Source organism: Pseudomonas sp. NFACC41-3, assembly GCF_900109505.1.
Classification (GTDB): Bacteria; Pseudomonadota; Gammaproteobacteria; order Pseudomonadales; family Pseudomonadaceae; genus Aquipseudomonas; species Aquipseudomonas chlororaphis.
Genome location: NZ_FOAE01000003.1, coordinates 26,993 through 40,697, shown reverse-complemented (window position 1 = coordinate 40,697; position 13,705 = coordinate 26,993). Strand labels below are relative to the sequence as shown.

Annotated in this window: 13 protein-coding genes; 10 read left to right on the top strand and 3 right to left on the bottom strand. The window is 61.8% G+C overall.

Annotated features, from left to right (window positions below):
* Positions 1–311: 311 nt before the first annotated feature.
* The gene (yihA, locus tag BMY68_RS14375; protein ID WP_007924293.1) at positions 312–953 is read right to left on the bottom strand and encodes a ribosome biogenesis GTP-binding protein YihA/YsxC; all 642 of its coding nucleotides are present in this window, start codon (positions 951–953) and stop codon (positions 312–314) included.
* A 191-nt stretch (positions 954–1,144) separates the two neighbouring features.
* Between yihA and BMY68_RS14370 the strand changes: the two genes are divergently transcribed.
* The 7 genes from BMY68_RS14370 (at position 1,145) to BMY68_RS14340 (ending at position 8,533) form a co-directional block, all read left to right on the top strand.
* The gene (locus BMY68_RS14370) at positions 1,145–1,435 is read left to right on the top strand and encodes a c-type cytochrome (RefSeq protein ID WP_009041528.1); all 291 of its coding nucleotides are present in this window, start codon (positions 1,145–1,147) and stop codon (positions 1,433–1,435) included.
* 45 nt (positions 1,436–1,480) lie between these two features.
* Positions 1,481–2,086, top strand: coding sequence for a c-type cytochrome (locus BMY68_RS14365; RefSeq protein WP_009041529.1), 606 nt, complete (start codon positions 1,481–1,483; stop codon positions 2,084–2,086).
* A 195-nt stretch (positions 2,087–2,281) separates the two neighbouring features.
* Positions 2,282–2,911: a thiol:disulfide interchange protein DsbA/DsbL gene (locus tag BMY68_RS14360; protein ID WP_009041530.1), complete on the top strand. Its 630-nt coding sequence runs from the start codon at positions 2,282–2,284 to the stop codon at positions 2,909–2,911.
* A 13-nt stretch (positions 2,912–2,924) separates the two neighbouring features.
* On the top strand, positions 2,925–3,803 hold the full coding sequence (locus tag BMY68_RS14355; protein ID WP_009041531.1) for an endonuclease/exonuclease/phosphatase family protein: 879 nt from the start codon (positions 2,925–2,927) through the stop codon (positions 3,801–3,803).
* Positions 3,800–5,953 (top strand): GGDEF domain-containing protein, encoded by a 2,154-nt coding sequence (locus tag BMY68_RS14350; protein WP_085532569.1) that lies wholly within the window; start codon positions 3,800–3,802, stop codon positions 5,951–5,953. The genes BMY68_RS14355 and BMY68_RS14350 overlap by 4 nt, the downstream gene beginning before the upstream one ends.
* 105 nt (positions 5,954–6,058) lie before the next feature.
* Complete coding sequence (locus BMY68_RS14345) at positions 6,059–6,838, top strand: N-acetylmuramoyl-L-alanine amidase (RefSeq protein WP_085532567.1); 780 nt, start codon at positions 6,059–6,061, stop codon at positions 6,836–6,838.
* A 72-nt stretch (positions 6,839–6,910) separates the two neighbouring features.
* Positions 6,911–8,533 (top strand): EAL domain-containing protein, encoded by a 1,623-nt coding sequence (locus BMY68_RS14340; protein WP_114761151.1) that lies wholly within the window; start codon positions 6,911–6,913, stop codon positions 8,531–8,533.
* 3 nt (positions 8,534–8,536) lie between these two features.
* On the opposite strand, the gene BMY68_RS14335 is transcribed toward BMY68_RS14340, so the two are convergent.
* Positions 8,537–10,324: a KinB sensor domain-containing domain gene (locus BMY68_RS14335; RefSeq protein WP_085532565.1), complete on the bottom strand. Its 1,788-nt coding sequence runs from the start codon at positions 10,322–10,324 to the stop codon at positions 8,537–8,539.
* 10 nt (positions 10,325–10,334) lie between these two features.
* Positions 10,335–11,681 carry a sigma-54-dependent response regulator transcription factor AlgB gene (algB, locus tag BMY68_RS14330; RefSeq protein WP_009041536.1) on the bottom strand — a complete coding sequence of 449 codons (1,347 nt, stop codon included), beginning with the start codon at positions 11,679–11,681 and terminating at the stop codon, positions 10,335–10,337.
* Between the two features lie 449 nt (positions 11,682–12,130).
* Between algB and BMY68_RS14325 the strand changes: the two genes are divergently transcribed.
* From BMY68_RS14325 to BMY68_RS14315, 3 genes are all read left to right on the top strand, one after another.
* Positions 12,131–12,418 carry a hypothetical protein gene (locus tag BMY68_RS14325; RefSeq protein WP_085532563.1) on the top strand — a complete coding sequence of 96 codons (288 nt, stop codon included), beginning with the start codon at positions 12,131–12,133 and terminating at the stop codon, positions 12,416–12,418.
* Positions 12,419–12,489: 71 nt separating this feature from the next.
* On the top strand, positions 12,490–12,654 hold the full coding sequence (locus tag BMY68_RS14320) for a DUF1328 domain-containing protein (protein ID WP_009041538.1): 165 nt from the start codon (positions 12,490–12,492) through the stop codon (positions 12,652–12,654).
* A 2-nt stretch (positions 12,655–12,656) separates the two neighbouring features.
* Positions 12,657–13,121: an inhibitor of vertebrate lysozyme family protein gene (locus BMY68_RS14315; protein ID WP_007924277.1), complete on the top strand. Its 465-nt coding sequence runs from the start codon at positions 12,657–12,659 to the stop codon at positions 13,119–13,121.
* Positions 13,122–13,705 lie beyond the last annotated feature (584 nt).

Below are 13,705 nucleotides of genomic sequence, written 5' to 3'. Positions count from 1 at the left end.
AACTTAATCCGTGAAAGCCCACTCAGAGTAACTGAATGGCTGGTGAAGCCCTTCGATGCTCCTATGTTGTGTTAAGTGTTGGCAGATATCTGGACCCCGCCCTAGCGGTCCGGAACTTGGACCCCGAACTTCCCCTCCCCATACGAAGTCCGGGGTTTTTTTTGCCCCAAAACTGCCTGTGGCGCGATCATGCTGCGTTAAAAACTGGCGGGAAATGCTCATTTAGGCCCCTAAAGTCGAATGCGACCCCAGCCGTTCCCGCCAGTTTTTGCCTTGCCTGATCACACCACAGGCAGTTTTGCGTATGTCTTTCAGGCCTCGGTTTCTGCGCCTTTGTCCGCCAGTTCCATCCAGCCCGCCAGTACAGTGTAGGCCTCTTCCAGGCCCATGCGTTTTGGTGCCGAGAACAGTTGGATGGTGACGTTATCGCCCCAGCCCTTACGGATTTGCGACTGCACCTTGAGCAGGGTGTTCTTGGCCGCGCCGTAGGTCAGTTTGTCGGCCTTGGTCAGCAGGATGTGCATCGGCATGCCGCTGGCGACGGCCCAGTCGAGCATCAGCAGGTCGAAGTCGGTCATCGGATGGCGGATGTCCATCATCAGAATCAACCCTTTCAGGCTCTCGCGGCTGCCCAGGTAGGCTTCCAGGTGACGCTGCCAGTGCTGCTTGAGCGGGATCGGTACTTTCGCGTAACCGTAACCCGGCAGGTCGACCAGACGGCGATCGTCGTCTAGCTTGAAGAAGTTCAACAGCTGCGTGCGGCCCGGAGTTTTCGAGGTGCGTGCCAGGCTGGCATGGGTCAGGGTATTCAGGGCGCTGGATTTGCCGGCGTTGGAACGCCCGGCGAAGGCCACTTCGAAGCCTTCGTCGTCGGGGCATTGATCGACTTTGGCGGCGCTGAGCATGAAAGTGGACTGTTGGCACAGACCAAGAATGGGATTTTTGAGTTGCATGGGATTTCCGATAGGGGCGGTGCCGAGAATGGACGCGGCGAGCGGTGTCGTTTCCGTTTCAGTAGCGCCAGTATATAATGCCGCAGATTTTGTGTGCGCTTTGTCCCAGCGTAGGATGAAGTTCACGAGAGCGATAGACCTTGATTGCGCATTAGAACGCAGCACGCTCTCAACCCTGAAAAGGTCGTTTTATGACGAAATGGCTGCTGGCTGCCGGCGTCCTGATACCGCTTTACAGCGCTCAGGCTACACAGGATCCGGAAGCTGTGTACAACCGTGTTTGTGGGGCTTGTCATTCCGGCCAACTACCAACGGCTCCCCGCAAGGGGGACCAGGGAGCTTGGGCGCCGAGGCTGGCGCAAGGTATGGAGACGCTGGTGCAACACGTGACCCAGGGTTTCAAGGCGATGCCGCCGCGTGGTTTGTGCATGGACTGCAGTGCCGAGGATTACCGAGCCATCATCCTTTGGATGAGCGAGTGATCCCGGTCCATAACTCTTAACCCTTAGCCGTAGTTGGATTAGCTGATGAACAAATTACTCGTGAGTCTGCTGTTGACCTTGGGCATCACAGGTGTCGCCCATGCTGCAGGCGACGCTGCTGCCGGTCAGGCGAAAGCCGCCGTATGTGGTGCTTGCCATGGTCCGGATGGGAACAGCATGGCGCCTAACTTTCCAAAGCTGGCGGGTCAGGGTGAGCGTTACCTGAACAAGCAGTTGCACGACATCAAGTCCGGCAAGCGCCAGGTGTTGGAAATGACCGGCCTGCTGACCAACCTGAGCGACCAGGACCTGGCCGACCTCTCCGCCTACTTCGCCAGCCAGAAAGGCAGCGTCGGCGCGGCAGACCCGAAAGTCGTGGCTCGCGGTGAAGAGTTGTTCCGTGGCGGCAAGCTGGATCAAGGCATGCCTTCCTGCACCGGTTGCCACTCGCCAAATGGCACGGGTAACGCCGCCGCCGGCTTCCCGCACCTGGGTGGCCAGCATGCTCAGTACGTAGCCAAGCAGTTGACCGACTTCCGCGAAGGCAACCGCACCAACGACGGCGACACCATGATCATGCGCAGCATCGCCGCCAAGCTGAGCAACAAGGACATCGAAGCGGTATCCAGCTACATCCAGGGCCTGCACTGAGGCCGGCGATCATGTTGCGAAAGGGTCTATCTTGCGCAACGTTAATGATCGATTAATCTGTCGATGAAAGCATAAAGGGTGGCTCAGGCCGCCCTTTTTTATGGCGTCTGCCGCTACACTAGCGAACTCAAGCCCTGCTATGACCTGTCTGCGAACAGGCCGCGCGAGGCGACCTTACTTGTTCAGGAGTAAAGCATGCGTAATCTGATTCTCAGCGCCGCTCTCGTCACCGCCAGCCTGTTTGGCATGACTGCTCAAGCCGCCGAGCCACTTGAAGCCGGTAAACAATATGTAGAGCTGAGCAGCGCCGTTCCGGTTGCGGTGCCTGGCAAGATCGAAGTGGTCGAGCTGTTCTGGTATGGCTGCCCACACTGCTACGCCTTCGAGCCGACCATCAACCCATGGGCTGAAAAACTGCCGGCCGACGTCAACTTCGTGCGCATCCCTGCCATGTTCGGCGGTATCTGGAACGTTCACGGCCAACTGTTCATCACCCTGGAAGCCATGGGTGTCGAGCACAAGGTCCACAAAGCGGTATTCGAAGCCATCCATGGCGGCAAGAAACTCGCATCCCCAGAGGAAATGGCCGAGTTCCTGGCCGGCGAAGGCGTCGACAAGGACAAATTCCTGAGCACCTACAACTCGTTCGCCGTCAAAGGCAAGGTCGAGGACGCGAAGAAGAAGGCTCAGGCCTATCAGATCTCCGGCGTGCCGACCATGGTCGTCAACGGCAAGTACCGCTTCGACCTGGGCACCGCCGGTGGCCCTGAAGGTGCCCTGAGCGTCGCCGACCAGCTGATCGCCAAAGAGCGGGCGGCCAAGTAAGCGGGCCCCGGCCATGCGACGTTGGGGTACGGAGCGCATCGTTGGCCTGCATGATCCGCGGGTCAACGAGCACCATGTGGCGTCCTCCGGCCTGCCGGCAGACAGCCGTCTGCGGTTGCTCAGTTTCAATATCCAGGTCGGTATCAGTACCGAACGTTATCGGCATTACCTGACCCGTGGCTGGCAGCACCTGTTGCCGCACAACGGGCGCGCCGACAACCTGCAAAGGATCGGCGATCTGCTGGGCGACTTCGATCTGGTCGCCCTGCAGGAAGCCGATGGCGGCAGCTTGCGCTCGGGCTACGTCAATCAGGTCGAGCACCTGGCCCAACTCGGCGCCTTCCCCTACTGGTACCAACAGCTCAATCGCAACCTTGGCCGCCTGGCCCAGCACAGCAATGGCGTGCTCAGCCGCCTGCGTCCCTGGGCGATCGAAGATCATCCGCTGCCCGGCCCCAAGGGCCGCGGTGCGATTCTTTTACGCTTCGGCGATGGTCCCGAGGCGTTGGTGGTGGTGATGATGCACCTGGCCCTGGGCGCCCGTACGCGTACCCGGCAACTGGCCTACATCCGCGAGATGATCGGCGGCTACAAGCATCAGGTGCTGATGGGCGACATGAATACCCATGCCAGCGATCTGCTGGAACATTCGCCGTTGCGCGACCTCGGCCTGCTGGCGCCGCAATTGGAAGCGACTTTCCCCAGCTGGCGCCCGCAACGCTGTCTTGATCATATTTTGCTCAGCCCCAGCCTGACGCTGGAGCGGGTCGAAGTCCTGGCCCAACCGATTTCCGATCACCTGCCGGTCGCGGTAGAGATTCGTCTGCCGGGTTCGCTCACGGCCGATGCATTGCCCGCGCTGAGTCCTGCCCCTCGCGGAACCCATGAATGAGCGACGACGCCCAGCGCTGGAAAGAGAAGTACCTCAAAAGTATCGAACAACAGGAAAAACTCGAGCGACGCTGGAATGCCCGCCTCGACCTGCTTCGCCGTGGCCTGGTGCGCAGCACGCTGGCGGCCGAAGGTACTGATCGCGCTGTCGACCAGTGCATGAAGGAAATGCGCGAGGTGGTGCGCACCGACGATATGGATGCGGCCCTGGCGGCCCTGTTGCCGCGCCTGGAAAAAGCCGTGCTGGACTCCGAGCAGCGCCGCGAGACCCGCATCGAGCAAATGAGCACGGCCCTGACCTCGCTGGTCAGCCAGTTGCAGAAGCTGCCGTTGCCTCGCGAGGTGAGCCGTCCGCTGAAAAACTTCGCCAAGCAACTGGATGGTCGCGTCGGGCAAGCCCGGGAAATTCCACTGTTGCTGGGTGAACTGAGCGGCCTGCAAGGCAAGGCGCTGAGCCAGCTGGAGAACCCCGCGGAGCCGCCCCGCCCAGGTTTGCTGCAGCGTCTGTTTGGTGGTCGTGACGCTGACGAAGCGCCTGTCCTGTCCGCGGCCGAAATGCCTGCGGTGGTGGCGAGCCCGGTTGCGGTACAGCCACTGGCAACGGCTGAAAGAGCTACGGTTGAAACGCCCCCCCCGCCTCGTGTCGAAGCCGCGTCCGCACGGCCGTCCGAAGCCCCTGTGCCTGCGCCTGTGGTCGAGGAGCTCGCTGCTGCCAGCCTGCCGCCCGAGCCACAACCGCAAGCACTGCCCGAGGTAACCACGGCTGCCCAGGTCGAGGCCTTTGTACCGCCGGTGCTGGAGTCGGAGAAACCCATCGCCGTCGAGCCGGCCCCGCCGCTGCTGGACTCACAGGAATCGCCGTCGCCGGCCACGCCTGAATCCATTGAAGTGCCGCCGGCCGTGCAGCCTTCGACTGTCGAGGCTGCGGTTGCTCTTTCCAACCCGGACGAATTGATCGTTGCCGCCCCCGCCGAGGCGGCCCCGGCGCCTGTGCTGCTCGATCGCTTGCCGTTGCCGGCGGCCATGGCCGAGGCGCTGGCGGCGATCGACCCGCAGCAGGCCGAGCAGGATGTGCTGTATGCCCTGCCCGACACGCCAGAGCCCTCCTACAGTTCGGTGGCCAAGCACATCGAACATACCCTGCTCGGCCTTCTGGATGACCTGAGCCTGCCAGAACGTCATCGGCCGCAAGCCGAGTCCATGCGCGATCGCTTGCAACATGGTTTGAACTGGTACGAATTGCTGCCGATCCTCGACGATCTGGCAGTATTGATGCTGGCGATCACCGATAGCGGCCAGCATGAATTCGAGGCGTATCTCAAGCGACTCAACGAGCGCCTGGAATCCTTCCAGAGCAACCTGCAGGCCGCCAGCGAAGGTCACGCCGACAGCAGCTCGGCGGCGCGGGAGATGGACACGCAGATTCGCGAGCAGGTCGATGGCCTGCAAAGCAGCGTTCAGGAAGCGGCGGATCTGGACGATCTCAAGCAGGTGCTGGAAAGCCACCTGGAAGGCCTGCTTGGCACCATGGACCATCACCAGAAGCAGCGTGACGAACGCGAAAAGGAAGTGGCTGCTCGCCTGCAAAGCCTGGCCGAGCGGGTGTCGAGCATGGAGCAGGAAGCCCAGGGCTACCGCGAGCACCTGGAAGAACAGCGGCAGAAAGCGCTGATCGATCCCCTCACCGGCCTGCCCAATCGGGCGGCCTGGAGCGAGCGTCTGGAGCATGAAGTGGCGCAGTGGCAGCAGCATGGCAACACCTTGTTGCTGGCGATGCTCGACCTCGACCACTTCAAGCGCATCAACGACAACTACGGTCACCTGGCCGGCGACAAGGTGCTGAAGATCATCGCCGGCGTGCTGCGCAAGCGCCTGCGCGGCAACGATTTCATCGCCCGTTTCGGCGGTGAAGAGTTCGTCCTGCTGATACCCGATACCACCTGGCCGGTCGGGGCGCGCCTGGCGGAATCCCTGCGGGCGGCCATCGAAGCCTGTCCGTTTCACTTCAAGGGCGAGCGGGTGACCATCACCATGTCCATCGGCATGAGTGCCTTCAAGCCGGGAGAGCGCAGCGATCTGGTGCTCAAGAGAGCCGATCAGGCGCTCTATCGGGCCAAGGAGGCGGGGCGCAACCGGGTGGAACTGGGTTGACGCATAATTTGTTCCATTTTGTATAAACCGGTGTTTTCGCCGGTTTTCCGCAAAGGCAGTACGTTACACTGTTGCATTATTTTCTCCAGCGTACTGCCTTCCGCCATGAAAGTTCTTGTCCTCGCCTTGTCCCTTCTGTTGCTGGCCGGTTGCGCCAGCGGTCCGCGTTTCGATACCAGCCACCCTTCGGTCAACTTCGATGAGCGGGTGCAATTCGTGGTGGTGCATTACACCTCGGCCTCGATGGAGCGCTCCCTGCAACTGCTGACCCATGGCCAGGTCAGCAGCCACTACCTGATCGGCGACGATAAGGCGGCGACCATCTACAAGCTGGTGGACGAGCAATACCGCGCCTGGCACGCCGGCGAGAGCCAGTGGCAAGGCCGTACCTGGCTGAACTCCAGTTCCATCGGGATCGAGATCGTCAACCCGGGCTTTCGCGACCTGCCCACCGGGCGTGTCTGGTATCCCTACAGCGAAGCGCAGGTCCAGAGCCTGATCGTGCTGCTCAAGGACATCAGCAAGCGCAACAACATCGCGCCACAGCACATTATCGGCCACAGTGATATCGCTCCCCTGCGCAAGCTCGACCCGGGTCCGCTGTTCCCCTGGAAGCGTCTGGCCGAAGCCGGGTTGGGCCGGTGGCCGAACGCCCAGGCGGTGGCGCGCCAGCAGGCGTTCTTTGCCGCGTCGCTGCCGAGCATCGCCTGGTTCCAGCAAGAGCTGGCTCGCCTGGGCTATGAGACGCCGCAGACCGGCGAACTGGATGTGGCGACCCGTCACGTGCTGGCCGCGTTCCAGATGCATTACCGGTCGTCGCGTTTCGACGGCCAGCCGGATGCAGAAAGCGCTGCGATCCTGCAGGTGCTCAACCAGACAAAATAATGACGCCCGCCCGACGGTCAGGGTTTTTTCTCAATCAGTAGCTATAACTCATTGGTAACCCTCGGATATCCAATGATGCCGGCCGCTCGCGAACCCCTACGCAGTTGGTTCTATCGCCCCTGGCTGTTGGCGATGTGTGCGGCTGTGTTGAGTGCGGCCCTGCTGCTGGCGGCGAGCCTGGGCATTGCGATGCACGAGGCGCAACTACGCGAAAGCGAGCAGATGAATGCCCAGGGCCAGCGTTTTCTCGAACGCCTGGAGCAACTGTTCGGTCAGTTGCGTGAAGGCCTGGACGTACTCGAGGCGCAGCCCCTGCGCGGATGCAGCCCCGAGATGGTCGTGGCCCTGCAGCAGATCAGCTTCAGTTATCGCTTCATTTATGAGGCGGCCTATATCGATGCAGCCCAGGCCTGCACCAACTGGCCGCTCCAGGACAACCTGGCCGTGATGCGGCCGCCGGATATCCGCGGCCCGACCTACAGCTACTGGCTGAACACTTCCGCCGAACCCAATGAAAACCGCGCGGCCCTGATGCTCGGGCGCGGCAACTTCCGCGTGGCGACGTCTCGCGGGCACCTGACCGATATGGTCGACCTGCCCGCCAACAGTAGCCTGATGGTGGTTCTCGACCATGGCTCGCGGGCCATCCCGGTGCTGGGACCGGCGCTGGACTGGCCGCCGACCGAACCGTGGCCGCCCACGGGACGCAGCCCGTTGCTGGTGACCCAGGACCAGTTGATCTACCGGATGCCCACCAGCAATCCGGAGTATCAGATGGTGCTCGTCACCCCCCGCACCAACATGCAGCGAGAAATCTTCGAGGGGTGGTGGTGGCTGCTGCCCAGCAGCCTGGTGCTGGCGGTCTTTATTGGCGGCCTGGCCTTTCAACTGGCCGGGCAGCGCCAATCCCTGGGCGCCGAATTGCAGGGGGCACTGCGCCGCGGCGAGCTGCAGGTGCTGTATCAACCCATCTTCGATCTGCGAACGCGCCAGTGTGTCGGCGCCGAGGCCCTGCTGCGCTGGCGTCGTCCGGACGGCACCCTGACCAGCCCGGACCTGTTCATTCCCATGGCGGAGAACACCGGGCAGATCCGCCCGATCACCGATTTTGTCCTGCAACGCCTGCTCGAACAGTTGGGGCATCTGTTGCGGGCCAACCCGCAGCTGTACATCTCGGTCAACCTGGCGGCCTGCGATGTCATGGTGCCGCGGATCGGCAAGGTGATGGCGCGCCTGTTGGCGCTGCATCGGGTGGCGGCGCGGCAGATCGCCTTCGAAGTCACCGAGCGCGGGCTGATCGATGTGGTGGTCGCCCGGCATAACCTGCAAGCCTTGCGGGACGTTGGCCATCAGGTGCTGATCGACGACTTCGGCACGGGTTATTGCAGCCTGGCGTACCTGCAGACCCTGCCGGTGGATTACCTGAAGATCGACAAGGCATTCATCGATGCCCTGGGGCATGACGCCGCCAGCAGCGGCGTCGCCCCGCACATCATTCGCATGGCCCATGCCCTGCAGCTGAAGGTGATTGCCGAGGGCATCGAGTTCGAGGATCAGGCGTTGCTGCTGAGCAGCGAGGGTGTGCGTTTTGGCCAGGGCTGGCTGTTCGCCCATGCGCTGAGCGCGGTGCAATTCATCGACCTGATTACCCGCGGGCGCCGCCTGGGGCCGCGGCGCCTGGATGACGGGGCCTAGCCCCTAGAGGGGCAAGGCCAGATAGAACTGGGTTCCCTGCCCGGGCCGTGAATAGACGCCCATGCGCCCGCCGTGCAGTTGCACGATTTCCTTGCACAGCGCCAGGCCCAGGCCGGCCCCGCCTTTCTTGCGTCCGACCTGGACGAAGGGTTCGAAAATCCGCCCCTGTTGCCCGTAGGCGATGCCTTCGCCGTTGTCTTCGACGCTGATGATGACCCGCTCGCCATGCCGGCGGGCCTGCAAGCGGATCAGGCCACCCTTGGCGGTATGCCGCAGGGCATTGTCGATCAGGTTGTCCAGCACCCGCTCCAGTTGCATGCGGTCGGCGTGCAGCCGCGGCAACGGCGCCTGGAGCTCCACCCGCAGCTCGATGCCCTGCGCCGTGGCGGTGCCGATGAAGCGGTTGCGCGCCTGCTCCAGCAGCTCTTCCAGGGTGCAAGGCGCCAGGGTGAGCTTCTGCAGGCCATTCTGATAACGCGAGAAGTTCAGCAGGTCGTTGATCAGTTGCATCAGGCGCTGCATTTCTTCGTTGACGGTGTTCAGCAGGTCGGCTTCGCGGGACTCCTCCGGGAAGCGCAGGCGTTCCTGCAACAGGCCGAACGCCATGTGCATGCCGGTGACCGGGGTGCGCAATTCATGGGAGGCACGCAATACGAACTCGCTGCGCACACGCTCGAAGGCTCGCTGCTCGGTGACGTCGTGCAGCACCATCACCGCGCCGAGGATATGCCCCTGGGGATGGCTGACCGGGGTCAGGCTGTAGGTCAGCAGGCGCGATTCGCCATCGACCTCGACGCTGAGGTCTTCCGGCGCCCGTTCCAGGGTGCCGCCGCGCAATACCAGTTGCAGTTGCTCGTCCAGTTCCGGTCGCTGCAGGGCGCTGCCCAGCCCTTGTCCGAGGCATTCATCGTCCCAGCCCAGCTGGCGTTGGGCTACCGGGTTGAGGTGTTCCAGGTGACCCTGGCGGTCGATCATCAGCAAACCGTCGTCGATGCTGTCGAGCACCGATTGCAGGCGCTGCTGGCCGGCGAGCAGTTCGTCGACATTGGTGGCCTGATGCTCGCGCAGGGCTTGGGCCATGATTCCGAAGCGCCGGGTCAGCAAGTTCATCTCGGCAGCCGCAGACAGGGGCAGGGTCACGTCGAAGTTGCCCTGGCCGATATTGTCGGCGGCCTTGGCCAGCGCTTCGATGGGGCCGCCAAAGCGCCGGGCGATGCCGTGGGCGGTGATGAAGCCGATGATCAGCACGGCCAGCCCGACCAGGCCGAGCAGGCCGGCGATCAGCAGGGCGCGATTGCGGGCCTGGTGCTCGATGTCATTGATGTTGTCCAGGGCCTGCTTGTGCTCGCCGATCAAGCCATTGCGCAGGGTATTGAAGCGGTGGGTCAGTTCGGTATTGCCATTGACCCCTGCCGGGGTCCCGTCGGCGCGCTCGAAGGCTTCGAAGAAACGCTGGTAGTCGTCGCGTGCCTGGGTGAAGCCGTTACGCACATTGTTTTGCCGTTCATGCTCGATGCCCTGCTCGAGCAGGGCCAGGTATTCCTGCCTGGAGTCGTCCAGCGCCGTCCGGTCAGGGTTGTGGTTGAGCATGATGAGCAGTTGGTCGCCCAGGGTCTGTCGCAGCTTGAGCCCCAGGTCCAGGGTAATGAAGTTGTTGCGGATCAGCGCTTCCTGGGTCTTGGCCATCTGCATCACGCTGACCAGCCCGAGCAGCAGGCCGAGCAGCGCCACGGTGATCAGCGCCGAGATGCTCAGAAACAGTCTCGTGCGCAGTTTCATCGCTAACTTCATGAGGGGCGGCTCACAGGTTGTACTGTTTGCGTTTGCGGTACAGCGTCGAGGCGTCGATGCCGAGCGTCTTGGCGGCCTGGTCGAGGGTATCGCTGGTGGCCAGCACGGCGCCGATATGGGCTTTCTCCAGCTCGTCCAGGCTCAAGGCAGCGCCGATGCGCGGGGTGTTGTTGGTCGGTTGCTCGGCCATGCCCAGGTGGCTGATCTCCACCTTTTCCTGGGGACAGATGATGCTGGCGCGTTCCACCACGTTGCGCAGCTCGCGGATATTGCCCGGCCAGCGGTAGTTGAGCAGCGCTTCGCGGGCCTCGTCGCTGAAGCCACGGGCGGGACGGGCGTATTCCTTGACGAAGCGCGCCAGGAAACGGTCGGCCAGGGTCAGGATGTCTTCGCTGCGTTCGCGCAGCGGCGGCAGGTGCAGGGTGATCACGTTCAGGCGGTACAGCAGGTCTTCACGGAAGCGTCCATCGCGCACCATGTCCTCGAGGTTGAGGTTGGTCGCGGCGAGGATGCGCACGTCGGCGCGGCGGGTCACCGGGTCGCCGACCCGCTCGTATTCCTTGTCCTGGATGAACCGCAGCAACTTGGGTTGCAGGGTCAGCGGGAAGTCGCCGATCTCGTCGAGGAACAGCGTGCCGCCGTCAGCCTGGTTGACCCGGCCAAGGGTGCTTTCGCTGGCGCCGGTAAAGGCCCCGCGGCTGTGACCGAACAGCTCGCTCTCCATCAGCTCGGCGTTCAGCGACGGGCAGTTGATGGTGACGCAGGATTTCCTGGCGCGCTTGCTCCAGCCATGAATGGCCCGGGCCAGCTCGCCCTTGCCGGTGCCGGACTCGCCGAGGATCAGGATGTTGGCGTCGGTGCCGGCGACCTGGCGGGCGGTTTCCAGCACCACTTTCATCGCCGGACTGTGCGAGTCCAGGCCGTCCTTGGGTTTGCGCACTTCGCCTTCGAGGGCCTCCAGGCGCGCCGAGAGCTGGCGGACTTCCAGCTGCTTGGCGGTCGCCAGGCGCAGTTGATCGGGGCTGCAGGGCTTGACCAGATAGTCGGCGGCGCCGGCCTGGATGGCGTCCACCGCGGTATCGACGGCCGAATGGGCGGTGACGATGACCACCCGCATCCAGGGGGCCTGGATGCGCATCTGGGCCAGTACGTCCAGGCCGTTGTCCTCGCCCAGGCGCAGGTCGAGGAAACACAGGTCGAACACCTGGCGTTGCAGCAAGGTATCGGCCTGAGCGGCGCTATTGGCCGTGGCGACGGTGTAGCCCTCGTCTTCCAGGCAGTAACGGAAGGTACGAAGGATCGCGGACTCATCATCTACCAGAAGAATGCGGCCTTGATTTTCCGGTGCTGATTCCATGTCCGAGGCTCCTGAAGTGAGTGATCTTATTTAGTCCCGGAAAAATCGGGCAAGTTGCATGGTTAATTCTGATCGATTTCACGGCGTGCAGATTAGTTATCTCCTGGCTCTATTGCTAATCGGTTGAAAACAATAGGTTTTTTATTGATTTTAGGACCTGCCCGCAGGCCTTTCCCGATTTCGCCACTGTACTCCATGCATTTTCAGCTGCGCTTTTTTCCTCAAGTACCGGGCCGATCGTGCAATTCGCACGGTATCCAGGGCGGCATCGTGCAGGATGGCGTATGGCAAACCTCCCAATCTGATTACAAGCAATTGTTTTTATTGAGATTATTTTAATCATGAAAGCTGGCATGCAGGCTGCAACAACCTGATCAGGCTCGGTTGAACAAGCCGCAGGCACAGCAACAAGCGTTGAGAACAATGACCCCCATGGGAGGAGCTTCCGGATGAAACGCCAACGTCTCGCCCCATTGTCTGTTTCGTCCCTGCATCTGCAGCAGGGATTGTTCGCCAGCCTGGCATTGCTGGTGACCTTGATTGGCGGTCAGCAGTTTTCACGTTGGGAGCAAAGTCAGCAGCAAGAAGCTGTGAGGTTGCCGGTTTCTCACCCCACTCAAACCCACTTCAGTGCAGTCAGCACTCGGTTTGCCGATTCCGCCCCGATACTTCTGATGGACGTCGACCAGGCTCGGCCTGCCACCGACACGGCTTATCAGGAGCGCTGGGTGTTCTAGGCAGGACAGTCGGTGCGCAACGGCGGGCCGGCTAGGCAGTACCTCTAAATAGAAGCGTAAGGAGAATGACCATGTTGAGCTGGGCAATCACATTCCTGATCATTGCCATCATCGCCGCGGTACTGGGCTTTGGTGGTATCGCGGGCACCGCCACGGGTATCGCCAAGATTCTCTTTGTCGTTTTCCTGGTGATGTTCATCGTTTCCTTCTTCTTTGGCCGTCGTGGTCGAGGTTGAGCATGAGCGTTTCTTTGAAAACATTGGCCGCCGCCCTGTTGCTGGGCGGCGCGGCCACGGCGATGGCGGCCAACGACGGTCAGACCCGGGTCAACGAGTTGTTGAACAGTGACCCGCAATACCGTGAAACCTGGCAGGAAGTCGTCGAAAAGGAAGAGCGCCTGCCGGAATGGGTGATGAACCTGTCCGGTGACGCGCAGCAGATGAATGCGGTGGAAGAAGACGGCGACAAGTACCTGGTCGGTCCGCTTTGCGAAACCCGCGATACCTGTCGCAACCAGCGCCTGATCGTGGCGTTCAGTTTCGACAAGAAGGACGCCTACGCCATGTTGGTCGAAGTGCCGGCGGGCCTGCCCGCGGACAAGTCGCCGACCCGCCATGCCGAATACCGCTTTCTCGGCAAGCCGGACGCTGGCATGCAGGGCTTGCTCAAGGAACAGCTGAAAAAGGACCCGAACTGGTACTGAGTTGACTGTTCGAAGGTTCGACCATGGAAAGCAAGCGCCCATCCGAGCCTTGCTTTCTGTTGCACCGCCCCGAGGAGGGGCCGCGCATGACCAGGGGGCCGGGACGTTCTGATCGCAACCGGATCGGAGTGACCTAGGGGTACAGGGAGTGCCTCCGCGAGGGCCGGGTCAGGAAAAACTGCGGCGCAAGTTCGCCAGCCGCTCAGGCTTGACGACTTGCGTCGTGTTTGAATGCCACAAACCTTTGTGGCAGAGCGGTGGCCTGCTTTTTCAGGCAGGGGGTCGCGACAAATATTCCGAGTTGCCTGGTCTAACCGTTTCACGGTGTTTCCTTGCGACCGTACATCGAGAAACTTTTGGCTTTTTCCAGATGAGATTTCTGGTTCTAACGTAAGAACTTTCCCTTCTTTCGAGGGTCATTCCGAGCCCGCCCAAAAGCGCTGAATGCCGCCTGAAATGGCCGTTTCACGGCAGATGGTCGGGCCGAAATGTCACATTCGAACCGGTTGGGACGCCCGTTTCGTTTAGAAAAACTCATGCCGATTCGGCATAGGGTAGGCGTTTACGGCATTAGACGCGCCCCC